A 24,019-nucleotide genomic window follows, 5' to 3' on the forward strand; every position below is an offset into this window, starting at 1 on the left:
GACGCCGCGCCGCGATGCCCGGTCTTCCGCCGGGACGGGCGCCGCGGCGGTCTCCCTCAATCCGCGAAGTCCCGCTTCAGCCCCCGGCGCGTCCGGTGCCGGTCGAGCGCCAGATCCACGAGGCGGGTCAGCAGCTCCGGATACGAGACCCCGGAGGCCTCCATCATCTTCGGGTACATGCTGATCGAGGTGAAGCCCGGCAGGGTGTTGACCTCGTTGAGGTAGAACTCCCCGCTCTGCCGGTCGAGGAAGAAGTCGACGCGGGCGAGCCCGCTGCATTCGAGCGCCTCGAAGGCCCTGAGCGCGAGCGCCCGCACCCGCTCCATCCGGTCCGGGTCGATCCTCGCCGGCAGGTCGACGGTCGCGCCCTCGGGGTCGAGGTACTTGGCGGCGTAGGAGTAGAAGTCGTGATGGGCCTGCGGATTCAGCTCGCTCGCGACGCTGACGAAGGGCGGGTCGCCGTCGAGCACCGCCAGCTCGATCTCGCGGGCGTCGATGCCCTGCTCGACCAGCACCTTGACGTCGTACCGGAAGGCGTCGGCCAGCGCCGCGGGGAGATCGGCCCAGGCCTTGACCTTATGGATGCCGACGCTCGATCCCATGTTGCAGGGCTTGACGAAGACCGGGAGCGCCAGGGTCGCGGCGATCTCGTCGAGGGAGACCGCGCCGCGCTCGTAGGCCCGCCGGGTGAAGGCGCGGTAGGGGGCGATCGGAATGCCGGCGAGGCCGGCGAGCCGCTTGGTGACGTCCTTGTCCATGCCGACCGCCGAGGCCATCACGCCCGAGCCGACATAGGCGGTCTCGGTCAGCTCCAGCAGGCCCTGCAAGGTCCCGTCCTCGCAGAGCGGCCCGTGCAGGACCGGGAACACCACGTCGATCTCCGAGCGCTCCGCTCCGGCCTCGAGGCCGACGATGGCGGCGCGCCCGTCCGGCCCTTGCGCCAGGCGCACCTCGGGGCTCTCCGGCGGGATCGCCAGCGACTCGTCGCCGGTCTGCGCGATCCGGCGCAGGTCGTGGCGCTGCCAGCGCCCGCCCTTGTCGATGCTGACCGGAATCACCTCGAAGCGGGTGCGGTCGAGGTGGCGCACCACCGAGGCGGCGGAGCGCAGCGAGACCTCGTGCTCGCCGGATCTGCCGCCGTACAGGACGGCGACGCGGGTCTTCTCGGTCATGCGCGTAACCCTCGGATTCCCCTGGCAACCCTGATCCCGCGGCACGCCCGTGCCCCGCGCGGGGACCCTGCTTATCGCCCGGGGAAGATTTCAGAAACCCTACGAGGCGGAGCCGGTCGACCTCGATGAGGGGGAGCCGGATGGGCCGAGCTCGTCCCGCATCAGGGCGAGGAAGTTCTCGGTCACGGCGCTCGCCGGCGTCCGGTAGAGGGCGCAGACGTCGGCGACCGGGGCCGGCCCGGCGAGGGGGCGGTAGGCGATGTCGGGCCGCGGCAGGGCGCCGATCGAGGCGGGCACCAGGGCGACGCCGAGGCCCGCCGCCACGAGGTTCACCAGCGAGGCCGATTCGACCACCTGCTGCACCAGGCGCGGCGCGAAGCCGGCGGCGAGGCAGGCGTCGCGCAGATAGGCGGCGAAGCGCGAATCGCGCAGGCGCAGCGACACGAAGGCCTCCCCGGCGAGGTCGCCCAGGGCGATCTCGGCGCGGGCCGCGAGGCGGTGTCCGGCCGGCAGGGCGACGCCGACCGCCTCGGGCCAGGCGCGCAGGGTCCGCAAGGACGGATCGTCCGGCGGGTGGCGCAGGAAGCCGAGATCGGTGCGGTGGGCGTGCAGCGCCGCCGGCTGCTCGCCCAGCGGCATCTCGTGCAGGCGCACCAGCACGCCGGGATAGAGCTCGCCGAAGCGGCGGATCAGCCGCCCGAGGGGGCCGGCGAGGATCGAGCCGGTGAGCCCGATGTCGAGGGTGCCGGTGCGCCCGGCCCCGACGGCCCGTGCCTCGGCGCAGGCCTCCTCCATCTCCGCCAGGACGGCCCGCGCCCGGGCCAGGAAGGCGCTGCCGGCCGGGGTCAGGGCGACGCTGCGGCTGGTGCGCCAGAGGAGCGGCGTGCCGAGCTCCGCCTCGAGGTCGCGGATCTGCTGGCTCAGCGGCGGCTGCGACACGCCGAGCCGCTCCGCCGCCGCGGTGAAGCTCAGGGATTCCGCCACCGCCACGAAGTAGCGCAGGTGCCGCAGCTCCACGGGCGACCGACTCCGGGAAGGGGCGTGTCCGGACCGTATCCAGACGAAGGACGACTGGACCATACGCAACGGAATATTGGACGTCCAGGCGGGGCAGCCCCATCCGTGACGCTCCGGACCGGGCATGGAAGAGGGTGTGAACGCCCCCGCACGGGACCGGCATCTCCCGGGAAGGACCGTCCGATGCCCCGCTTCCTCCGCTCGCTGTTCGGCCAGGTCGTGGCCGCGCTGATCCTCGGCGTGGTGCTGGGGATCGTCCGGCCGGACTTCGCGGTGGCGTTGAAGCCGCTCGGCGACGGCTTCATCAAGCTCATCAAGATGGCGATCGCCCCCCTGGTGTTCGGGGTCGTGGTGCACGGCATCGTCGGGGCCGGCGACCTGCGCAAAGTCGGCCGCGTCGGCCTGAAGGCCCTGATCTACTTCGAGGCGGTGACGACGATCGCCCTCGTGCTCGGCCTCGTCCTCGCCGACCTGGTCCGCCCGGGGGAGGGGATGGGGATCGACCCCGCCACTCTCGATGCCAAGGCGCTGGCCGGCTACACGGCGAATGTCGGCCAGGTCACCGACACCACCGCGTTCCTGCTCAAGCTCATCCCGACCACGATCTTCGACGCCTTCACCCGCGGCGACATCCTGCAGGTCCTGATCATCGCGGTCCTGTTCGGCGCCGGCCTGTCGCTGCTCGGCGAGAGCGGCCGGCCGCTCGCCGCCTCGATCGAGCGGATCACCGCGGTCCTCTTCAAGGTGATCGGCCTCATCGTCCGGCTGGCGCCGCTCGGCGTGCTCGGGGCGGTGGCGTTCACGGTCGGGCGCTACGGCGCCGGCTCGCTGCTCCAGCTCGGCAAGCTGGTGGTGACGTTCTACGTCGGCGTCGCGCTGTTCGTTCTCGTGGTGCTCGGCGGCATCCTGCGGCTTTCCGGCTTCAGCCTGTTCAAGCTCCTCGCCTACCTGCGCGAGGAACTGCTGGTGGTGGCCGGCACCGCCTCCTCGGACAGCGTGCTGCCGCAGGTGATGCGCAAGCTCGAGGCTCTCGGCATCCGCGATTCCACCGTCGGCCTCGTCATCCCGACCGGCTACTCGTTCAACCTCGACGCCTTCTCGCTCTACCTCACCCTCGCGACGGTGTTCATCGCCCAGGCCACCGGCACCGCCCTGTCGTTCCACGACCTCGCGCTGATCCTCGGCATCTCGCTCCTCACCTCGAAGGGCGCGCACGGCGTCCCGGGCTCGGCGATCGTGGTGCTCGCCGCCACGCTCTCGGCGGTGCCGGCGATCCCCGTGATCGGCCTCGTCCTGGTGCTGTCGGTCGACTGGTTCATCGGCATCGCCCGGGCGCTCGGCAACCTCGTCGGCAATTGCGTGGCGACCGTGGTGGTGGCCGCCTGGGAGGGCGACATCGACCGCGAGCGCGCCCGCCGGGTCCTCGACGGCGAGGTCCCGGCCTCGACCGACGCCGTGCTGGCGGCGCCCGCCGAAGCTGGACAGGCGAGCGCCCCGGCCATACCCCATGGGCACTGATCGGACACGGGGGACCGCCATGCAGCACACCGACACGGCCCTCGGCGCGGGCGTGATGGCCCGCCTGGACGAGCTCGCGCGCGCCAGCGCCGATCCCGACGGGCTCACCCGCCTCTACCTCACCCCCGCCCACGCGGCCGCCGCCCGGCAGGTGACGGCCTGGATGGAGGAGGCGGGCATGAGCGTCCGGCGCGACGCCGCCGCCACCGTGATCGGCCGCTACGAGGCGGCGATCCCCGGCGCCCCGACCCTGCTCCTCGGCTCGCACATCGACACGGTGCGCAATGCCGGCCGCTACGACGGCAATCTCGGCGTCGTGGTGGCGATCGCGGCGGTCGAGGCCCTGCACCGGACGGCCGAGCGCCTGCCCTTCGCGATCGAGGTGCTGGCCTTCGGCGACGAGGAGGGCGTGCGCTTCCCCGTCACCCTCACGGGCTCGCGGGCGCTCGCCGGGCTGGTCGGGCCCGGCTTCCTCGAGGCCCGCGACGCCGACGGGGTGAGCCTGGCGCAGGCGCTGACCGAGTTCGGCTGCGACCCTGCGGGCGTGAGCGCCCTTGCCCGCGATCCCGCCGCGACGCTCGGCTACCTCGAGGTCCATATCGAGCAGGGGCCGGTTCTGGAGGATGCGGGTCTGCCGGTCGGCATCGTGACGGCGATCGCCGGGGCGAGCCGCCTCGTCGTCACGGTCGAGGGCCGGGCGGGACACGCCGGCACGGTGCCGATGACCCTGCGCCGCGACGCCCTGGCGGCCTCGGCCGAGATGGTGCTGGCGGTCGAGGCCGAGGCGCTGGGAACGCCGGACCTCGTCGCCACGGTGGGCCAGATCGAGGTGCCGCGGGGCGCCGTCAACGTCATCCCGGCCCGCACCCGGTTCAGCCTCGACCTGCGCAGCCCGAGCGACGCCGTGCGCCACGCCGCCCTCGCGCGGCTGCGCGCCACCTGGGAGGCGATCGCCGCCCGCCGCGGCGTGACGGTCGAGGCGCAGGCGAGCTACGACGAGCCCGCCGCCGCCTGCGCGCCCGGGCTGATGGACGCGCTCGCCGAGGGCGTCGCGCGCCTCGGGCTCGCTCCCTTGCGCCTGCCGAGCGGGGCCGGGCACGACGGCCTCGCGCTCGCCGGCCTGTGCCCGATCGCCATGCTGTTCGTGCGCTGCGCCGGCGGCCTGAGCCATTCCCCGGCCGAATCGGTCACGCAGGCCGACGTCGACGTGGCGACGCGCCTGCTCGTCGACGTGCTGCGCCACCTGCGGCCGGATTCCTTGGCCCGGTCCTCGCTTTAGCGGCCGGGCGCCGATCCACCACCCACCAGGAGATCCCCCGTGAAGGAACTGAAGATCAAGGCCGGCCCGTTCGACCTCGTCGGCCGGCTCGAGCTCGAGAAGGCGCCCCAGACCTGCGCCGCCTTCCTCAAGGCGCTGCCCTTCGTGAGCGAGGTCATCCACGTGCGCTGGAGCGGCGAGGGCGTGTGGATGCCCCTCGGCGACCTCGATTTCGGCGTCGGCTACGAGAACCACACCAGCTACCCGGCGCCTGGCCAGATGATCCTGTATCCGGGCGGCATCAGCGAGACCGAGATCCTGCTCGCCTATGGCGGCGTGCACTTCGCGAGCAAGGTCGGGCAGCTCGCCGGCAACCACTTCCTGACCATCACCACCGGCATCGAGCACGTCTACGACCTCGGCCGCATGACGCTGCTCAAGGGCGCCCAGCCGATCCGCTTCGAGGCCATGTAGTCGCCTCGCCCCGCGACGGCCGACCGTGCGGGCGCCGGCCCGCCGCTCCGCTTGTTCTGACAAGATTCCCTTGCGGCGGGACCGCCCGCCCCGTACCCCTGATGCGCCGCCCGTCCGGATGCCCTTTTCTCGGCACCCGGACGGAGCGCGGGGCGCGGGGCGCTTGAGAGATGAACCTGAGACGGTCCTACCGCAGCCTCGTCGGCGGCATCTGGGCGGGCGTGCTGACGACCTGCCTCGGGCTCGCCACGGTGACGGTCTGGACCGACACCCGCGACTACGAGCGCACGATCCGCGACGCGCAGAGCACCGCCGAGGCGGTGGTGCAGGCGCTCGGCCAGGAGGCGAACCGCCTCGTCTCCTCCGTCGACATGCTGCTCAGCGCCGCCGCCGCGCGGGTCGACGCGCACACCTTCGGGGCGAGCCCGAACTACACCCGCCAGCTCCTCTCCGGCCTGATGGCCCACATCCCGGCGGTGATGGCCGTGCGGGTGCTCGACGGCACGACCGCCGGCGTGCTGTTCGGGCAGGGCGGGGCCGGGGCCGAGGGCCGCGCGAGCGACGCCGAGCTGGTGCGCTCCGCCCTGGACGTCGGCCAGTCCGAGCTCGCGATCGGCTGGCCGACCCGGGTCGGGCCGGCCGATTCCTGGTTCGTCAGCGTCGCCCGCCTGGTGATGCCGCGCCCGGGCGAGACGCCGCTGGTGGCGGTGGCCGACCTCTCGCTCACCGAGCTGCAGCGGCTCTACGGCCGGCTCGACCTCGGGCCCAACGGCGCCATCGGGCTCCTGCGCAGCGACGGCGTGATCCTGGTGCGCCACCCCTACGTCCCGGACAAGGTCGGCCGCAGCGTCGCCGGCGGCTCGCTGATGCGGGCGGCCGCCGGCGCGGTCGGCGGCACCTTCGGCGGCAACCCCTCGCCGATCGACGGCGTGCCGCGCTACGGCAGCTTCCAGCGCGTCTCCGGCGCGCCGCTCCTCGTCACCACCGGGGTCTCGAAGGACGAGACGCTGGCCGCCTGGCGCGAGGGCGTGCAGCAGGACGCCGCGGTGGTGCTCGGGATCAGCGCGGTCCTGGTCGGCCTCGGCTTCGGGCTGACCCGGGCCCTGATGCGCCACCGCGACCTCGAGGAGGAGGCGCGGCGCGCCGCCGGCATGCTCTCCGTCGGCGAGGCGCGCTACCGGCTGCTCGCCGAGAACACCAGCGAGCTGATCGTGCTCGCCCACGACGACGGCCGGCGCAGCTACGTCTCGCCGGCGGTGCGGCGCCTCCTCGGCTACACGCCGGAGGAGGCCGCCGCGATGCGCCTGCGCGACTGCGTCCACCGCGAGGACCTCGCGCTCCTGGTGACCCAGGCCCGCCGCCTCGCCGCCGGCGAGGCGCAGGTGAGCGTGGTCTGCCGCGCCCGCCACCGCACCGGGGCCTGGGTCTGGGTCGAGGGGGCGTTCCGGCGCATCCCGGGCGCGGCGCCCGGCGAGCCCGCCATCATCGCGACCTTCCGCGACGTCGGCGAGCGCCAGCGCCACGCACGCGCCCTCGAGGAGGCGCGGATCACCGCCGAGCGGGCGAGCCAGGCCAAGACCGACTTCCTGGCCTCGATGTCCCACGAGATCCGCACGCCGTTGAACGGCGTCATCGGCTACGCCGACCTGCTGCTGGCCGACCGCACCCTGCCGGGCCGCCACCGGCGCTACGTCGACCGGATCGCCTCGGCGGGCGGGGCGCTGCTGACCGTCGTCGACGACATCCTCGACTTCTCGCGCATCGAGGCCGGCGGCATCGCGCTCGCCGAGGTGCCGTTCGCCCCCGCGGCGCTGATCGACAACGCCGCCTCGATCGTGCGCGGCCTGTCGGAGCCCAAGGGCCTCGCCCTCGACGTCGCCCTCGAGCCCACCGTGCCGGACTGGGTCCGGGGCGATCCCGACCGGCTGCGCCAGATCCTGCTCAACCTCCTCAACAACGCGGTCAAGTTCACTCCCGCCGGCCGGGTCGCGGTGCGGGTCGATGCCGAGGGCGGGACGCTGCGCTTCCGCGTGACCGACACCGGCATCGGCATCGCCCCCGAGCAGCACGGCCGCCTGTTCCAGCGCTTCAGCCAGGTCGACGGCTCGATCCGGCGGCAATACGGCGGCAGCGGCCTGGGGCTCGCCATCTGCAAGGGCCTCGTCGAGCTGATGGGCGGCACGATCGGCGTCGAGAGCCGGGACGGCGCCGGCTCGACCTTCTGGTTCCGGGTGCCGCTCCCGGCCTGCCCGGCCCCGGCGGCGGAGGCCGCGGAGGGCCGGCCGGAGCCGGTGCGCCCGGCCCGCCTCCTCCTCGTCGAGGACGTGCCGATCAACCAGGACCTCGCCCGGGCGGTGCTCGAATCCGAGGGCCACGGCGTCGACGTCGCCGGCGACGGCGCGGCGGCGATCGAGGCGGTGCGGGCGCGGGCCTACGACCTCGTGCTGATGGACGTGCAGATGCCCGGCATGGACGGGATCACCGCCACGAAGGTGATCCGGGCGCTGCCCGCTCCGGTCGGCACGGTGCCGATCGTCGCGATGACCGCCAACGTGCTGCCGGCCCAACTCGAGACCTTCCGGGCCGCCGGGATGGACGGCCATGTCGGCAAGCCGTTCAAGCGCGCCGAGCTCGCCGCGGCGATCGCGCAGTACCGCGCCGATGGCGGCGGGGCCGCCCCGGTTCCCGTCCTGATCGACGTCGAGGCGTTCGCGGCGGCCCGCAGCCTGATGGGCCGGGAACGGATCGACGCCCTGCTCGGGCTCCTCGCGGCGGAGCTCGAGCAGCGTTTCCGCGCCCGCAGCGGCGACCGCGCCGGCCTCGCCCACGACGCCCACGCGATGATCTCGGCCGCCGGGCTCCTCGGCTTCACCGGCCTGTCCGACCTCTGCCGCGAGATCGAGCAGGCCTGCCTCGCCGGCGACGACCTGCCCGACCTCCAGCGCCGGATCGAGGCGGCGCGGGCGGCGGCGCTCGCGCAGATCGAGACGCTGCGGGCGGCGTGACCACCCGCCGTTCTCGATCGCCCTCCCGCCCCCCTTCCCCGGAAAGGGGGCGGCGAAACGGACGGAGATCCGGGAAAGGGGAAGAGGGAGAGAAGCGAGCGGCTTCAGCCCGCCCCGTCCCGCCCCGCCAGATCCCGCCGCACCGCCTCCGCCCCTACCACCGCCCCGCCCGCCGCCTCGATCGCCCGGCGCGCCGCCGCGACCCAGGCCCGGTTGCCCTGCGCGGAGCCCCACGGCGCATCCTCGAGGCCCACGCGCACGTGGCCCCCGCGGGAGACCGCCGCCGGGACCAGCGGCAGGATGTCGACGCCGAGGCCCGCCACCATCCAGGGCGCGCCCGGCGCGCACTCGGCGAGCAGCGTCAGATGCGCGTCGAGATAGGCCTCCCGCGGCGGGAATCCCCAGGCGAACTCGTCCGAGAACATGAAGCGGTAGACCGGCACCGGCGGGCGCGGCTCCAGGGCCGCCAGCGCCGCGCCGAGGCGGGTGAAGCCCGGCTCGTAGACGGCGTAGCCCGGCCGGATCCGATGGGTGCGGGCGATGCGCAGGCCCTCGCGGATGTCGGGCATCGGATTCTGGTAGATGAAGCCGCTGTCCTCGCCCGACACCTCGTCGTAGCGCAGGAAGGTGGTCGAGCCCGGGTCGCACACCGCCCACTCAATCAGGCCGCGCCGGGCGAGTTCCTCGGTGTGGGCGTAGCGGACCGAAGCGCTCGCGGCGTAGCCTGAGCCGGCGAGCGGGATCGTCGGGTAGACGATCGCGTCGCACTTGGCGCGGATGCCCTCGATGATGCGGGCATAGGTCTCCCAGGCATCGTTCTGGCGCCCGGTCCGCGGGTCGTAGGCGTGGACGTGGACGATCGCCGCGCCTTCCGCGACCGCGGCGAGCCCGTCGGCCACGACCTCGGCGACGGTGATCGGGATGCCGGGCTGGCGCTCGCGCCCCCACGGCCCGTTCAGGGCCGCCTCGATCCAGATCGCCGTCATCGCGCGCCTCCCGTCGGTCTCCGGCGCATCATGCGCCGGGCGGGCGCCGCTGTCTGCCGCCCGGGCCGGCTCTCGGCCGGTCTGCATTCCCGCCGGGCCGACGACGTGCCGGCCCTCGGTGCCTCCGCCGGCACCGGGCTCACCCGCAACCAGGCTTCCATGCCGCGCTCGCTCGCCGGGAGCCTGCGCATCACCCGGACGGTGGATGGCAACAGGGGCGTGCACATGCTCCTGTCGAAAGCGACTTTGCCGATATACTAAGCATATACTGGCGCGTCAGCCTCTGGTTGCCGTCATGTTAATTTGCTTTAATGATTTGCCGATGCGCCGTTTTGTCGGGTACGAGGCAGGAGATCGTCGGGTTTATCTGCTTGACGATTGGTTTCGGCATCCCCATATTCGTCAATGACGGTGAGTCGTCGCCGACGATTATAGGAGGGTCTTGTGCGGAATCTTGACAAGATTGGAGTTTAGCCAGGGTTTGTCGCGGCCTGCAAATCGGCGAGCGCAACAAATTCGGCCGACTTGACGAGTTCAGCCAAATCCTTGTCGTCCCGCATCTGCTCAATCTCGGATGCGGGATTTTTTGCATGAGTCAGGCACGATTTCACGTCCGCGAGGGCTTGCTGGCGCTCGGCGCTCTGGCTGCTCGACAAGAACTTCATCTCATAGTAACAAGCTCTGTTATAGTAGGCGGCCGAGAAATTCTTGTCTCTCGAAATTTCATTTGCGAAATATTTATTCAAGAGATTGTCGAGTGTGGAGATGGCCGCATCGAACGTTATCTTGTGCCGCTGGAGCCTCGCGATGTTGATCCAGATGGCGCTGGAAGCTTTGTTGCTGGCCGCCAGTTCCTGTGCGCGATTGAGTAGGTCCTTCCAGATCTGAGGTTCGGTGCCGGCGGCGCAGGCCTCGATGAGCTGGGCATTGAGCGTCAGGGTATCGAATTCCTCCTTTATGGTTTTGTAGTTATGTTCCGCGGAGGATTTGGCGCTTTCGGCCTGCTGAATCGCCTTCCTGGCGTCTTCGGCGGCGGCCTGGGCGATGGAATCGACCTCTTCGACCTTGTCCCCGACCTGGGACACGCGGGTGTCCACCTCGGAGAGCTGCTTCTCGAGGTTCCCCACCATGCGCGGCAGCAGACTGCGCGCGCCGAACCCCGCGATCACGCTGACCGAGATCGATCGCAGATACTCATTCAACGTATTGAAATTGTTGAGCCCTCCGATGGCGGTGATAAAGAACAGGAACGCGATCGACCCGGCCGCCCCGATGAGTGAGCTCTGGACGATCGACGGGTACACGAACCAGTCGCGCCCGTCCCTGTGGGCGGCCGCAATCGTCGATTTCTCGTTATTGATGAAGTGCCCGATGAGTCCGCCGAAGCATCCACATATCGAGCTGGAAAAAAGCACTTTCACCAGAGCGTAGTTTATAAATTCCTCTAACATTGTTAGATCTCTGATCTGTCGGCCGTGGATCGCGATCTGGATTGGCACACGAAAAATTCCGCATCAAGGGAATTTTCGATGATGGATTGCTCGAGCTTGTCGTATGCCGCGGACACGATTTCGTTTAACTGCTGCGCGTAATCTGTTCGCGGGTAGGAATTGAAATATAAACTTCAGATACCGAATATTGATGCTTGTTGTAGCATTTTATATCTGGAAAGAATGTATAGCACCAAAATAATCTTTGTCTGACTTTGCGGGAAGATTGCGCTGAGCGATCTCTTCGGTGGTCCGGCTCGCACCTCGCTTGTGTCACGAGGCGTCGATCGCCTATCGAAGGGAGCGAGGCGGGCCGCGCCGCCCGGCCGGTCGCGCCACCGTCCCTGCCGGGCGCCCGTCCTGCCCATCACCGCACGGAGCTGCCGGATGGACCTCCGCTTCGACGACCTGCCCGCCGGCGACCGCTACCGCCTGCTCACCGCCCTCGTGACCCCGCGGCCGATCGCCCTCGTGACCACCCGGTCCGCGAGCGGCACCGACAACGCCGCGCCGATCAGCTTCTTCCAGGTCCTCGCCGAGGAGCCGCCGATCGTGGCCTTGAGCTTCAACCTGCGCTCCGACGGCAGCCTGAAGGACACGCCTCGCAACATCGCCGAGACGGGAGAGTTCGTGGTCAACCTCGTCGACGAGGCGCTCGTGCCGGCGATGACGGTCTGCGCCGCCGAGTTCCCGCACGGCGAGAGCGAGATCGCGGCGGCGGGGCTGACGCTGCTTCCCTGCAGCGGCGTGGCGCCCGGCCGGATCGCCGGGGCGCCCGCGAGCCTCGGCTGCCGCACCCACACGGTGATCGACCTCTCGCCCGAGCGCCGGATCGTGCTCGGGCAGGTGGTGTCGCTGCAGGCCAAGCCCGACCTCTTCACCCCGGACGGGCGCCACCTGCGCGAGGGCGCCTTCCTGCCGGTGGGCCGGCTCTACGGCGACCTCTACGCCCGCACCGGGGACCGCTTCGCGGTGCCCCGGGTCACGGTCGAGGAGGCCAGAAAGGGACGCTAGAGCATTTTCCGACGAAGTGGATACCGGTTCGCCGCAGAAAATGCGGCAAAATTAAAGACCTGGAGAGCTTCGCGATTGCAGCGCGATCGTGAAGTGCTCTAGCCCCTGATCGCGTCCGGCACCCCGAAGACGGCCAGCGTGGTCTCGCCGGCCGACAGCCGCTTCTCCCAGCCGATCTCGGCCTGGGCCCGCTCCTCGGCCTTGGCGATCAGGCCTTCCGCCGCCTCGCGCGGGATCACCACGACGCCGTCGTCGTCGCCGAGGATGAGGTCGCCGGGACGGACCGAGGCGCCGCCGATCGTGACGGGCGCGTTGACGGTGCCGCCGTCCTTCGAGGCCGGGCCCCGCGCCGTGACGTGGCGGGTGAACACCGCGAAGTCGTCCCAGCCGCCGAGGATGCCGGTGTCGCGCACGGCCGCATCGGCGAGAAGGCCGGCGATGCCCTTGCGGCGCGCGGCGGTCGAGAGCAGGTCGCCGATCATCGCGACGTCGCTGCGCCCGCCCCCGTCGATCACCACCACGTCGCCGGCCTCGGCCACCGCGATGGCGTGGTGCACGGCGCCGTAATCCTTCGGGTCGCACAAGGCCGTCACGGCGCTGCCGAGGAGCGACGGCCCCCCGGCGATGCGCCGGAGCGGCCGGATCGCCGGATCGACCTGGGTGCGGCCCTCGAGGAGATCGACCACCACCGCGACCGGCACGGCGGAAAAGCGCTTGATCAGGTCGGCGGACAGGCGGGGCGGGGTCTCGGCGACGATCCGGGTCGGCATGGCGTCTCTCTCCTCGAAGGGCCGTCTTCGCTTTGCGGCCGGCCGCCGAACTCTATAGGCTGCGCCGCAACGCGCCGACAGGCGCGACGGCAAGAATGGCCCCGGGGATCGCCCGGCGGGGCCGCAGGGAGGACCGACATGGCGGAGGGCGGGAGCGCCCCGGGCTCGCGGCGGCTCGAGGGCAAGGTGGCGCTGCTGTTCGGCGCCGGCTCGGCGGGGCCGGGCTGGGGCAACGGCAAGGCCGCGGCGGTGACCTTCGCGCGGCACGGCGCCCGGGTGGTCTGCGTCGACCTGCGGCGCGAGGCGGCGGAGGAGACCGCCGAGATCATCCGCCGCGAGGACGGCGCCGCGACGGCGGCCTCCTGCGACGCCACCGATTCGGGGGCGGTCGCCGCCCTCGTCGCCGAGGTGATGGCGGCGCAGGGGCGCATCGACGTCCTGCACAACAACGTCGGCTACGCGCAGATGGGCGGTCCGGTCGAGCTGAGCGAGGCCGACTGGCACCGCACCCTCGACCTCAACCTCACCACCTGCTTCCTCACCTGCAAGCACGTGCTGCCGCACATGCTGGCGCGGCGCGCAGGCAGCATCGTCAACATCTCGTCGGCGGCGGCGATCCGCTACACCGGCTATCCGTACGCCGCGTACTACGCCGCCAAGGCCGCGGTGAACAACTTCACGCTCGGCCTCGCCCTGCAATACGCGCGTGACGGGATCCGCGCGAACGCGATCATGCCCGGGCTGATGAACACGCCGCTGATCCACCAGCAGATCTCCGGCCAGTACCAGGATCCGGCCGAGATGGTGCGGGCCCGCGACGCCGCCTGCCCGATGGGCCGGATGGGCACCGCCTGGGACGTCGCCAACGCCGCCCTGTTCCTCGCCTCCGACGAGGCGGCCTACATCACCGGCGTGGCGCTGCCCGTCGATGGCGGCCTGACCGGGAGGGTCGCGTGACGCTCCAGGCCGCCTCCGACCTCCTCTGGCGGCACTGGCGCGAGGGCCGGCTGCTCGCCGCCCTGCCGCCGGACCTGGCGCCGCCCGACCGCGCGACCGCCTACCGGATCCAGGCGCTGCTGGAGCCGCGCAGCGCGCGCGCCCTCTACGGCTGGAAGATCGCCGCCACGAGTCTCGCCGGCCAGCGCCATATCGGCGCCGACGGGCCGCTCGCCGGGCGGCTTCTCGCCGAGCAGGTGCTGGACGCCGGCGAGCCAGTCCCGCTGGTCGGCAACCAGATGCGGGTGGCCGAGCCCGAGGTGGCGTTCCGGATCGGCCGCGACCTGCCGCCCCGCCCGGAACCCTACGCCGTCGACGAGGTGATGGCGGCGGTGGACGCGGCCCACCCGGCGATCGAGTTCCCGGATTCGCGGCTGGCCGCCTTCGAGAGGGCAGGGGAGGCGGCGCTCATCGCCGACAATGCCTGCGCCCACCTCTTCGTCCTCGGGGCCCCGGCGCCGGAGGGCTGGCGCGCCGTCGATCTCGCCGCCATGCCGACCCGGATCGCCGCGGAAGGGCGCGAGCCCCACCAGGGCCGCGGCGGCAACGCCCTCGACGATCCCCGCCTCGCGCTGACCTGGCTCGCCAACGCGCTCTCGGGGCAGGGGATCACCCTGCGGGCCGGCGAGGTCGTCACCACCGGCACCACCACGGTGCCGCTGCCGGTCGAGCCGGGGGACGTGGTGCGGGCGGAACTGGAGGGATTGGGTGAGCTGACGGTGCGGGTCGGGGCGTAGCCGAACCATCTGTTTTCCGCCTCACGCGTAGTGAGGTGCCTGAACCGCCGCGGGTCATCTGTTTTTATAAGCAGGAGGGGAATGCGACGCTGGTCGCATTCCCCTTCTTCCATGTCGGTGCTTGAGGCCGGCGTCAGGCCGCCTTCACCCCCTCCAGGAACACCGCCACCTCGCGCTCCAGCTCGCCGGCATAGCGCCCGAGCCGGTCGGCGGCGCCGAGCACGTCCGCCGCGGCGGCGCCCGTGCTGCCGGCCTCGCGCTGCACCGCGACGATGCCGGTCGTCACGGCCTGCGTGCCCTGCGCCGCGTGCTGGACGTTGCGGGCGATCTCCTGGGTCGCCGAGCCCTGCTGGTCGACGGCGCCGGCGACGCCCACGGCGATCTCGGACATCCGCTCGATCACCCCGGAGATCTCCCGGATCGCCTGCACGACGCCGCCGGTGGTCTCCTGGATGTGGCCGATCTGCTGGGCGATCTCGGCGGTGGCGCGGCTCGTCTGGCTCGCCAGCTCCTTGACCTCGGCGGCCACCACCGCGAAGCCGCGGCCCGCCTCGCCGGCCCGCGCCGCCTCGATCGTGGCGTTCAAGGCCAAGAGGTTGGTCTGCCCGGCGATCGACGAGATCAGGTTCACGATGTCGCCGATCTGGTCGGCGGACTTCACCAGCCGCTGCACCGTCTCGTCGGTCCGGCGCGCCTGGTCGACCGCGTCGCGGGCGATGTCCGACGATTGGGCCACCTGGGCGGCGATGCCGCCGATCGAGACCGAGAGCTCCTCGCTCGCCGCCGCCACCATCTGGACGTTGGCGAGCGTCTGCTCGGCGGCGCCCGCCACCTCGGTCGAGCGGCCGTTGGTGGTCTCGGCGGCCTGCGTCATGGTGCGGGCGGTCGCCTCCATGCCGGTCGCGGCCTCGGCCAGAGTCGCGGTCATCGCCACCACGTTGGCCTCGAAGGTGCGGGTCACCGCCTCGAGGCGCGCGGCCCGCTCGGCCTTGGCGGCGGTCTCCGCGGCGCTCGCCCGGTCGGCCGCGTCCTTGGCGAGCAGCGCCTCGCGGAACACCCGCACGGTGCCCGCCATGGCGCCGATCTCGTCGCGGCGTCCTTGCGCCGGGACCTCGGTGGCGAGGTCGCCGCCGGCGAGCGACCGCATGGCGCCCGACAGCTGGTCGATCGGCCGTGTGATGCCGCGCCCGATGAGGAGGGCGAGGGCGCCGCCGATGGCGCAGGCGAGGCCCACGCCGCCGGCGAGCAGCCACAGGGCCCGGTCGCGCTCGGCGGCGAGCTGGGTCAGCTCGGCGGCGCCGATCCCCTGCGCCGCCGCGAGCAGCTCGGCCGAGCGGCGGTCGAGGTCGGCGAAGATCGTGGCCTGCGCCTCGTTGGCCTTGACGATCTCCGGGATGCTGTCCTTGAACCCGCGCACCTTGTTGTTCAGGTCGCGCAGCACGGTCTGGGACGCCGCGTCGATGTCGCCGTAGAGGATCGTCTCGGCCTGGTCGATCAGCGTGTTGGCGGCGGCGTCGACGGCCTGGGCGGCGTCGGCGTCGCGGGCCAGGATCAGGCGCTGCTCCTGCCTCTCGGCCTCCTTGGCGGCGGAGGTCGCCTTGCCGCTGGCGATGAGCAGGCTCGTGCCCGAGGCGACCTTGTCCTGCTGCTGGCGCAGCACCACCTGGGCGGCGGTCTGGGCGTTGTTCTGCGCCTGCTCGACCTGGCGCAGGCCGACGATCAGGCTGCCGAACAGCGGCGCGAGTTCCTCCCCGCGCTCCGTCCTGCCGCCCGCCCCGAACGGCTCGTCGAGCTTGGCGCGGTACTCGTCGAGGGCGTTCAGCGCGGGCTCGACGGTCTCGACCGTGGTCATGGCGCCGAGGCGGCGCAGCAGCACGGCGACGGAATTCACCTTCGACTGGATCTCCAGCTTGCCGTCGTCGCCGTCGCCGGCCAGGAAGCCGACCTGCAGCACCTGCATCTCCAGCGCCGAGCGGATCGCGAAGGCCACGACCACGGCCGTGTTGGTGGCCGACTTCTGGTCGGCCAGCGCCTTCTCGAGGGCCTTGCCGGCCTCGGCGAGCTGCCGCTCCTGCGCCGTGCCGATGCCGGTCACGGTGCTCTGCAATTCGGCGATGAGGGCGGCGTGGCGGTCCTGGAGCAGGCGCGTCGTCGCCTTCTGGGTCCCGAAGGCCTGCACCGCCGCCTCGAACCCGTCCAGCGCCCCGGCGATGCCGGCCGCGGAGGCCGCCGCCTTCGGATCGTCGCTGAGGCGGCCCGAGAAGGTCCCGGCGCTGGCGCGCACCCGCCCGATCGCCGCCCGCAGGGCGTCGTCCCGGCCCGCATCGTCGCTCTTGAGGGCGCGGTCGGTGGCGAGCGCGAGATCGCCGATCTCGCCCGCCAGCATCTGCGCCGCGTTGGCCGTATCGACCCGCCGGGCGAAGCCCGTCAGGCTGTGCCACCCGATCGCTGCAACCGCGACCGTCAGCAGGAGGATGAGACCGAACCCCCCGAATACGCGCGCCCTGATGGACATTCTCTCGTATCTCCTCACCATGAAGCAGGATAACGGTGAGGTCTGAAGCAATTCCTACTATATTGCCGCAACCCGGGGTTGAGGTGGCATGTTCTGCTTGTGAGCGCCCGGCGAGCGGCCGGGCGCCGGGTCGTCAGGGGATCAGCCGGTCGGCGCGCAGGCGCGCGAACAGGTCGAGGAAGGCGTCGTCGGTGGGCTGGTAGTCGAGGAAGCCGAGGCGGCGGCTCTTGCCCATGTCGGTGACGACCTCGATCGGCCGGCCGAGATCGGCGTCGGTGTGCCAGGGCGAGGCGAGGCGGTCGAGGTCCGGCTCGGCGAGGCCGTGCCGCTTCGCGATCTCGGCCCAGAGCGGGGCGTCCCCGGCCATCTGCTCCTCCAGGGGCCTGATCGTGCCGTCGAAGGGCGCCGGCTCGATCCCGAACCAGGACGCGAGGCGGCCCCACATCCAGCTCCAGCGGAAGACGTCGCCGTTCACCACGTTGAAGTCCTGGTTGGCTCCTTGCGGCGCCGTCGAGGCCCAGAGCAGGTGGCGGGCGAGCAGCCGCGCGTCGGTCATGTCGGTGAGCCCGTTCCACTGCATGGCGGAACCCGGGAAGCGGAACGGGCGGCCGGTCTCGCGGCAGAGCGTGGCGTAGACCGCGAGCGTGGTGCCCATGTTCATCGCGTTGCCGACCGCCTTGCCGATGATCGTGTGCGGGCGATGCACGCTCCACGAGAACCCGTCGCGCTTGGCCGCGGCGAAGACCTCGTCCTCCTGGGCGTAGTAGAAGTTCTCGACCGGCAGCCGTCCCTGCTCCTCGCGGAACGGCGTCTGGGGCACCGTGCCCTTCCCGTAGGCCTCGAACGGGCCGAGATAGTGCTTCAGGCCCGTCACCAGGGCGACGTGGCGCACGCTGCCGCCCGGCCGCAGGGCGTCGAGCAGGTTGCGCACCATCGCGCCGTTGACCCGGATCATCTCGGCCTCGGTCGGCCGGCGCATCCAGGTCGAGAGCACCACCCGGGTCGGCCGGTGCGGCGCCAGCGCGGCCTCGAGACCCTCCGGATCCTGCAGGTCGGCGGCCACGGGCTCGACCCCGTCTTGCGCCGGCGGGTTGCGGGCGAGCCCCAGCACCCGCCAGCCGGCCTCGTTCATCACCGAAGCCGCGGCGCTGCCGACGATGCCGCTCGCGCCGACGATCAGAACGGTTTCCGTCATGTCCCGGGTCCTCTGTTCGCTCCTAGGTGGCGGGACAACGCCCGGGGGGTGGGAGGGTCCCACGGGCGATGCTGCGTGGCGGTCGCCGCTCGTTTCGCCGTGCAGCGCGCCCGTTCTTGTTCGGGTCGTCGAAGGCGCTTATGTCGAGAGACGTTCGGAACTCTGTGAGTCGAGAGGCGATCATGACCGATGTCGCCATGAGAGTGCTGTCGACGGTGAATGCTCCTTACGGAGCGAACCTCACCGTACGGCAACTCGCCGACAGGATCGCCGATCCGGCCAGCGTCATCGCGAACGATGCCTCGGTCTTCGCTTTCTTCTCGGAGGTGCGGGAGGATCTCCAGCACGAGTTCATCGATGCCATGAGCGTCGATCGAAGCAAAGTGCAGGCGATCGCTGCCCAATTCGCGTCCAAGGCCGGGTATCCGCTCCCGCTCGCCGGCTGAGATCGTATCCGTGGCGCGAGCCAGCCAATGGTCCTGGTTGTTCGATCGGGCACTCGACATCATCGAGCAGGCCAAGTCGGCGACATACGACTTCGATTGGACCTTCGGAGGCGGGACGGCCCTGATGCTGCCGATCGACCATCGCGAGAGCCACGACATCGATCTCTTCCTGGACGATCCGCAACTGCTGCCCTTCCTCAATCCGGCGACCCAGGGCCATCGATTGAGCCGGCAACCCGACGGCTACGAGAGCGACGGCACGCGTGTTGCCAAGCTGATTTTCGACGGCATCGGAGAGATCGACTTCATCTGCTGCGGACCCGTCACCGACATTCCGGCGCGGCAGCGTGAGATTTCCGGTCGGCTCGTGCACCTCGAAAAGCCGGCCGAGATCATTGCCAAGAAGATTTTTTACAGGGGCGCCCGGCTCCAGCCTCGCGACATGTTCGACCTTGCGGCCGTCGTCGATCACGGCGGTGTCGATGATCTGGCCGACATCTTGAAGGCCTGCGGGGTGGACCGTTGTGCCCAGGCTCTGGCCGCCGTCGACGCGATGGACCCGGTATTCGCATCCGATCTCATGGAGAAACTGATGCTCAGGGGACACAATCGACATTTGCCGGCCATTGCCCAATCGACCACCCGGGCCGTTCTTCGTGTCGCTCTCGGCTTATGATTCCGCTGCTCGCCTCCCGGCTCCGCATTGCAAACGGACTTCGCCCCGACGAAGCGGCATAGCTTCTTCGCCTAGGCCGCCGGCGCGGCGGAGCCCGAGGCCCGGATCCGCGTTCCTGCTTGCGGCAGCGGGGCCCGGGCGCCCGGGCGTGCCGGCGGAGGCGACCCGTGGGCCAGCTCATCGGCACGGAAGAGGAAACCTCGTCGACGACACCGGCGCCGGAGCCGCCGCGGCGCCTGAAGCCCGCCCTGCTGCTCGGCGCCCTCGGGGTCGTCTACGGCGATATCGGCACCAGCCCGCTCTACGCCTTCAAGGAGGCGGTGCGCGCCGCCGGGCATGGCCAGGCCGAGCCCGCCGCGGTGATCGGCGCCGTGTCGCTGATCCTGTGGGCGCTCATCGTCGTGGTGTCGCTCAAGTACGCGGTGCTGATCCTGCGGGCCGACAATCACGGCGAGGGCGGCATCGTGGCGATGCTGGCGCTGCTCGGCGCCCGCCACGCCGAGCCGCGGAGCTGGGCCGGCCTCCTCCTCGTCGTCGGGCTGATCGGCGCCGCCCTCCTCTACGGCGACGGGGCGATCACGCCGGCGATCTCGGTGCTCAGCGCCGTCGAGGGCCTGAAGGTCGAGGCGCCCGGCCTCGCCCGCGCGGTCGTCCCGATCACGCTGGTGATCCTCGTCGGGCTGTTCCTGATCCAGAGCAAGGGCGCGGCCTTCATCGGGCGGATCTTCGGGCCGGTGATGCTGGTGTGGTTCGTGATCCTGGCCCTGCTGGGCCTGGGCGGCATCCTGCAATCGCCGCAGATCCTGACGGCGCTCAACCCGCTCAGGGCGATCGACTTCCTCACCCATGCGGGCTGGGGCGTCAGCTTCGCGATGCTGGGCGCCGCCTTCCTGGCCGTCACCGGCGGCGAGGCGATGTACGCCGATCTCGGCCATTTCGGCGCCCGGCCGATCCGGCTCGCCTGGTTCGGCCTGGTGCTGCCGGCCCTCGTCATCAACTATTTCGGACAGGGAGCCGTGCTCCTCGCCGAGCCCGACGCGATCGAGAACCCGTTCTACCGCCTGAGCCCCGACTGGGCGCATTACCCGCTGATCGGGCTCGCCACGCTCGCCACCGTCATCGCCTCGCAGGCGATCATCTCGGGGGTGTTCTCGCTCACCCAGCAGGCGGTCCAGCTCGGCTTCCTGCCCTATATCCGGATCATCCACACGGCGAAGGACGAGCGCGGCCAGATCTACGTGCCGATCGTCAACTGGCTGCTCGCCGCCGCGACCCTGAGCGCCGTCCTGATCTTCGAGTCGTCGGACGCGCTCGCCGGCGCCTACGGCATCGCGGTCTCGCTGCTCATGGCGATCACGACCCTGCTCGCCGCCCTGATCGCCCGGCGCTGGGGCTACAACCTCCTCCTCGTCCTCCTGGTCAACGGGCTGTTCCTGACGATCGACCTCGTGTTCCTGGCGGCCAACAGCGTGAAGGTGTTCGAGGGCGGCTGGTATCCCCTGGTGCTCACCGCGATCGTCGCCGTGACGATGCTGACCTGGCTCCAGGGCACGCGGCTGATCGAGGCCCACCGGGTCGGCGCCCGCCAGGACGAGGCGGACTTCCTGGCGCGTTTACGCGACGACCCGCCGATCCGGCTGCCGGGGGCGGGGGCCTTCCTGTCGGCGGCCACCAAGGGCATCCCGCTCCACATGAGCCGGCTCGTGGAGCGCAGCCACGCGCTGCCGTCCCGCTGCACCATCGTCACCGCCCTCTACGAGGAACTGCCGGTGGTGCCGGAAGCCGAGCGGGCCGAGGTGACCCGGATCGCCCCCGACCTGTACCGGGTGACGCTCCGCTACGGCTTCATGGAGGAGGCCTCGATTCCGGAGGGGCTCGCCTGCGCGGTGGCGCATCGCGGGTTGCCGGCCGACTTCGTCGAGGACGTCACGGTCTTCGTCGGCCACGAGACGGTCATCCCGAAGCGCAACCACCGCGGCATGGCGGCGTGGCGCGAGACCCTGTTCGCCTTCATGATGCGCAACGGCGAGCGCACCGGCGCCTTCTTCTGCGTGCCGACCCGGCAGGTGGTGGAGGTGGGGACGGAGATCGAGATCTGAGGGGTCTCCTCTCCTCACGGGCCCGATGTTCCCGATCCACCATGTCGTCCCGGGTTCCCGCCTCCGGCGAAGCCCCAGGACGACGAGGGGGGGGACGATCGCCCCCTGTTTCCGTGCTTCGGGCGAAGCCCGGTTCGTCTACCCTGCGCCCAGCGGCCGCTCCCCCAGCTTCGCCCCGAGGCGCACGAGGTAGCCGTCCGGATCCTGCACCAGGAACTGGCGCTGCCCGACCTCGATGGTGCCGGTCCGGTACCACGCATCCTCGACGGCCATGACGAGCGGCCAGCCGGCCTGGTCCAGCCGCGCCAGCACCGGCTCCACCGCCGGAACCTCGATCTGGAGGTTGATGCCGCGACCGAGAGGCCGGTCCATCGGGCCGGTCAGCCAGCGCGAGGCCGCGGGATCGTACTGGTCCAGCATCACCTGCGCCCCGTCGAGGTCGAGATAGGCGAATCGGGTCTCCGGCCGGTCGTAGGCGATCCGGAAGCCGATCAGGCCGACCCAGAAATGCAGGCTCGCGGCGAGATCGGCGACCACGAGTTCGGGGACCAGTTTCGCGCGCGTCAGTGAGTTCGTCATGGCAGCCCCGCAGGGTTCGGTCTCACGTCATTCCCGGACCCGCCGGCCGTCGCCCCAGGCTCGCGGCAGGCCGCAGCAGGTAGCCGTCCGGATCCTGCACCAGGAACTGGCGCTGCCCCACCTCGACGTCGCCGGCCCGGTACCACTTGTCCTCGACCGCCATGAAGAGGGGCCAGCCCGCCGCCTCCAGCCGGCCCAGGACCGGCTCCACCGCCGGGACCCCGATCTCGAAGTTGATGCCGCGCCCCGGCGGCGCCTCGAGCGGGCCGGTGAGCCATTGCCGCGAGGCGGGGTTGCGGGTCTCCAGCATCACCTGCGCCCCGTCGAGGTCGAGATAGGCGAAGCCGTCCTCCGGCCGGTCGTAGGCGATCCGGAAGCCGATCAGGTCGACCCAGAAGTGCAGGCTTGCCCGCAAGTCGGTGATCAGGAGTTCCGGGGTCAGCCGCGCGAACGTGAACGTCATGCCTCGACCCCATCCCTGCCCGGCCGTCCGGGCCGGTTGACCTGATGCTGCCGATCCCCGACGGTTCACGCAACGGCGCCCGGACGAGCGCCGAACGATCGATACGGGGAGGGAAGATGAGCCTGTACCACAAGCTCGCGGCGCGGGCCGAGGCCGGCAATCCGGTGCGGATCGGGGTGATCGGGGCCGGCAAGTTCGGCTCGATGTTCCTGTCGCAGGCGCCGCGCACGCCGGGGCTGCACGTCGTCGGTATCGCCGATCTCGACCCGCAGCGGGCGCGCGCCGCGCTCGCCCGGGTCGGCTGGCCGGCGGAGCGCTACGAGGCCGGGAGCGTCGCGGAGGCGATGCGCCAGGGCACGACCTTCCTCACCGACGATGCGGACGGGCTGATCGCCGCGGACGGGATCGAGGTGATCGTCGAGGCGACGGGGCACCCGGGCGCCGGCATCCGCCACGCGCTCGCCTGCTGCCGCCACCGGCGCCACATCGTGATGGTCAACGTCGAGGCCGATGCGCTGGCAGGCCCCCTCATCGCCCGCAAGGCGGCGGAGGCCGGGATCGTCTATTCCTTCGCCTACGGCGACCAGCCGGCGCTCATCGCCGAGATCGTCGACTGGGCCCGCACGGCCGGCTTCCGGGTGGTCTGCGCCGGCAAGGGCACGAAGTACCTGCCGGTCTACCACGCCTCGACCCCCGACACGGTCTGGGGCCATTACGGCTTCACCGAGGCGCAGGTGGCCGGCGGCGACTTCAACCCGCAGATGTTCAACTCCTTCCTCGACGGCACCAAGTCGGCGCTGGAGATGGCGGCCGTCGCCAATGCCTGCGACCTGACCCCGCCGCCCGCCGGCCTCGCCTTCCCGGCGTGCGGCGTCGACGACCTGCCGACCCTGCTGAAGCCCCGATCCGCCGGCGGCATCCTGCCGGTGGACGGCACGGTCGAGGTGGTGTCGTCGCTCGAGCGCGACGGCCGCCCGGTCTTCCGCGACCTGCGCTGGGGCGTCTACGCCACCTTCGAGGCGCCCTCCGACTACGTCCGCAAGTGCTTCTCGGAATACGGCCTGAAGACCGACCCGAGCGGCCGGTACAGCGCGATGTACAAGCCCTATCACCTGATCGGGCTCGAGCTCGGGCTCTCCGTCGCGAGCATCGCGGTCCGGGGCGAACCCACCGGCACGACGCGGGGCTTCTCCGGCGACGTGGTGGCGACGGCCAAGCGCGACCTTGAGGCCGGCGAGCGCCTCGACGGGGAGGGCGGCTACACCGTCTACGGCCGGCTGATGCCGGCGCGCGACTCGCTTCAAGCGGGCGGCCTGCCGATCGGGCTCGCCCACGGCCTCACCCTCACCCGGCCCGTCGCCGCCGGGGAGCCGGTGTCGTGGGACGACGTGTCGTTCGCGGCCGACGACCCGGCGATCCGGTTCCGACGGGAGATGGAGGAGGTGTTCCGGGGCGAGGCAGGCAAGGCCTGAGCCGGTCGCGCCCCGGCGTCATTCCTCCCGGGAATGGCTTCGTTCCCGAACGGTCTTGGACACGGGGATGCCCCGTGTCCAGGATCGACGGACGAACCACGGGCGGGAGGATGGCCGGGGCCCGCCGAGCCCCGCCC

At 71.4% G+C, this 24,019-nt stretch carries 20 protein-coding genes and 1 pseudogene; 12 read left to right on the forward strand and 9 right to left on the reverse strand.

Translation table 11 applies throughout. From position 1 onward, the window contains the following. Positions 1-56: 56 nt before the first annotated feature. Both DK419_RS09455 and DK419_RS09460 read right to left on the reverse strand, forming a co-directional pair. The gene (locus DK419_RS09455) at positions 57-1,172 is read right to left on the reverse strand and encodes a D-alanine--D-alanine ligase family protein (RefSeq protein WP_109958857.1); all 1,116 of its coding nucleotides are present in this window, start codon (positions 1,170-1,172) and stop codon (positions 57-59) included. Between the two features lie 99 nt (positions 1,173-1,271). Beyond that, on the reverse strand, positions 1,272-2,189 hold the full coding sequence (locus DK419_RS09460; RefSeq protein ID WP_109958858.1) for a LysR family transcriptional regulator: 918 nt from the start codon (positions 2,187-2,189) through the stop codon (positions 1,272-1,274). 183 nt (positions 2,190-2,372) lie between these two features. Here DK419_RS09460 and DK419_RS09465 point away from each other — a divergent pair, with 183 nt between their 5' ends. From DK419_RS09465 to DK419_RS09480, 4 genes are all read left to right on the forward strand, one after another. After that, a complete protein-coding gene (locus tag DK419_RS09465; RefSeq protein ID WP_109958859.1) occupies positions 2,373-3,707 on the forward strand; it encodes a dicarboxylate/amino acid:cation symporter in 1,335 nt (444 codons plus the stop codon). A 19-nt stretch (positions 3,708-3,726) separates the two neighbouring features. Next, complete coding sequence (locus tag DK419_RS09470; RefSeq protein WP_208642300.1) at positions 3,727-4,986, forward strand: allantoate amidohydrolase; 1,260 nt, start codon at positions 3,727-3,729, stop codon at positions 4,984-4,986. Between the two features lie 39 nt (positions 4,987-5,025). After that, complete coding sequence (locus DK419_RS09475; protein WP_048450618.1) at positions 5,026-5,439, forward strand: DUF3830 family protein; 414 nt, start codon at positions 5,026-5,028, stop codon at positions 5,437-5,439. A 170-nt stretch (positions 5,440-5,609) separates the two neighbouring features. Further along, the gene (locus DK419_RS09480; RefSeq protein ID WP_109958861.1) at positions 5,610-8,444 is read left to right on the forward strand and encodes an ATP-binding protein; all 2,835 of its coding nucleotides are present in this window, start codon (positions 5,610-5,612) and stop codon (positions 8,442-8,444) included. 104 nt (positions 8,445-8,548) lie between these two features. Here DK419_RS09480 and DK419_RS09485 read toward each other — a convergent pair whose 3' ends face one another. Continuing rightward, a complete protein-coding gene (locus tag DK419_RS09485) occupies positions 8,549-9,430 on the reverse strand; it encodes a beta-keto acid cleavage family enzyme (RefSeq protein ID WP_109958862.1) in 882 nt (293 codons plus the stop codon). Positions 9,431-9,556: 126 nt separating this feature from the next. Between DK419_RS09485 and DK419_RS29400 the strand changes: the two are divergent. Next, positions 9,557-9,691 (forward strand): annotated as a pseudogene (locus tag DK419_RS29400) (acetamidase/formamidase family protein); the annotation flags it as partial. A 209-nt stretch (positions 9,692-9,900) separates the two neighbouring features. On the opposite strand, the gene DK419_RS09495 reads toward DK419_RS29400, so the two are convergent. After that, on the reverse strand, positions 9,901-10,929 hold the full coding sequence (locus tag DK419_RS09495; RefSeq protein WP_162561182.1) for a BAR domain-containing protein: 1,029 nt from the start codon (positions 10,927-10,929) through the stop codon (positions 9,901-9,903). 378 nt (positions 10,930-11,307) lie between these two features. On the opposite strand from DK419_RS09495, the gene DK419_RS09500 reads away from it, so the two are divergent. After that, positions 11,308-11,934 carry a flavin reductase family protein gene (locus DK419_RS09500; protein ID WP_109958864.1) on the forward strand — a complete coding sequence of 209 codons (627 nt, stop codon included), beginning with the start codon at positions 11,308-11,310 and terminating at the stop codon, positions 11,932-11,934. 98 nt (positions 11,935-12,032) lie between these two features. Here DK419_RS09500 and DK419_RS09505 read toward each other — a convergent pair whose 3' ends face one another. After that, positions 12,033-12,704, reverse strand: a complete 672-nt coding sequence (locus DK419_RS09505; protein WP_109958865.1) for an RraA family protein — start codon at positions 12,702-12,704, stop codon at positions 12,033-12,035. A 138-nt stretch (positions 12,705-12,842) separates the two neighbouring features. On the opposite strand from DK419_RS09505, the gene DK419_RS09510 reads away from it, so the two are divergent. After that, complete coding sequence (locus DK419_RS09510) at positions 12,843-13,661, forward strand: SDR family NAD(P)-dependent oxidoreductase (protein WP_109958866.1); 819 nt, start codon at positions 12,843-12,845, stop codon at positions 13,659-13,661. Then, a complete protein-coding gene (locus DK419_RS09515; RefSeq protein WP_109958867.1) occupies positions 13,658-14,437 on the forward strand; it encodes a 2-keto-4-pentenoate hydratase in 780 nt (259 codons plus the stop codon). Before DK419_RS09510 ends, DK419_RS09515 begins: the two co-directional genes overlap by 4 nt. A 133-nt stretch (positions 14,438-14,570) precedes the next feature. Here the strand turns inward: DK419_RS09515 and DK419_RS09520 are convergent, their stop codons facing one another. Continuing rightward, a complete protein-coding gene (locus DK419_RS09520) occupies positions 14,571-16,952 on the reverse strand; it encodes a methyl-accepting chemotaxis protein (RefSeq protein WP_162561183.1) in 2,382 nt (793 codons plus the stop codon). Positions 16,953-17,085: 133 nt separating this feature from the next. Beyond that, positions 17,086-18,147 carry an SDR family oxidoreductase gene (locus DK419_RS09525; protein ID WP_109958869.1) on the reverse strand — a complete coding sequence of 354 codons (1,062 nt, stop codon included), beginning with the start codon at positions 18,145-18,147 and terminating at the stop codon, positions 17,086-17,088. Between the two features lie 182 nt (positions 18,148-18,329). On the opposite strand from DK419_RS09525, the gene DK419_RS09530 reads away from it, so the two are divergent. From DK419_RS09530 to DK419_RS09540, 3 genes are all read left to right on the forward strand, one after another. Continuing rightward, positions 18,330-18,593, forward strand: a complete 264-nt coding sequence (locus tag DK419_RS09530) for a hypothetical protein (protein ID WP_109958870.1) — start codon at positions 18,330-18,332, stop codon at positions 18,591-18,593. Positions 18,594-18,603: 10 nt separating this feature from the next. Further along, positions 18,604-19,269: a nucleotidyl transferase AbiEii/AbiGii toxin family protein gene (locus DK419_RS09535; RefSeq protein ID WP_109958871.1), complete on the forward strand. Its 666-nt coding sequence runs from the start codon at positions 18,604-18,606 to the stop codon at positions 19,267-19,269. A gap of 167 nt (positions 19,270-19,436) precedes the next feature. After that, positions 19,437-21,368, forward strand: a complete 1,932-nt coding sequence (locus DK419_RS09540) for a potassium transporter Kup (protein WP_425352644.1) — start codon at positions 19,437-19,439, stop codon at positions 21,366-21,368. A 138-nt stretch (positions 21,369-21,506) separates the two neighbouring features. Here DK419_RS09540 and DK419_RS09545 read toward each other — a convergent pair whose 3' ends face one another. Both DK419_RS09545 and DK419_RS09550 read right to left on the reverse strand, forming a co-directional pair. Further along, the gene (locus DK419_RS09545) at positions 21,507-21,947 is read right to left on the reverse strand and encodes a bleomycin resistance protein (protein ID WP_109958872.1); all 441 of its coding nucleotides are present in this window, start codon (positions 21,945-21,947) and stop codon (positions 21,507-21,509) included. Between the two features lie 22 nt (positions 21,948-21,969). Beyond that, complete coding sequence (locus DK419_RS09550; protein WP_109958873.1) at positions 21,970-22,410, reverse strand: bleomycin resistance protein; 441 nt, start codon at positions 22,408-22,410, stop codon at positions 21,970-21,972. A gap of 116 nt (positions 22,411-22,526) precedes the next feature. On the opposite strand from DK419_RS09550, the gene DK419_RS09555 reads away from it, so the two are divergent. After that, entirely contained in the window at positions 22,527-23,882 is a 1,356-nt protein-coding gene (locus DK419_RS09555; RefSeq protein ID WP_109958874.1) for an NAD(P)H-dependent oxidoreductase, read from the forward strand. Positions 23,883-24,019 lie beyond the last annotated feature (137 nt).

The sequence above is a fragment of the Methylobacterium terrae genome, assembly GCF_003173755.1.
Lineage (GTDB): Bacteria > Pseudomonadota > Alphaproteobacteria > Rhizobiales > Beijerinckiaceae > Methylobacterium > Methylobacterium terrae.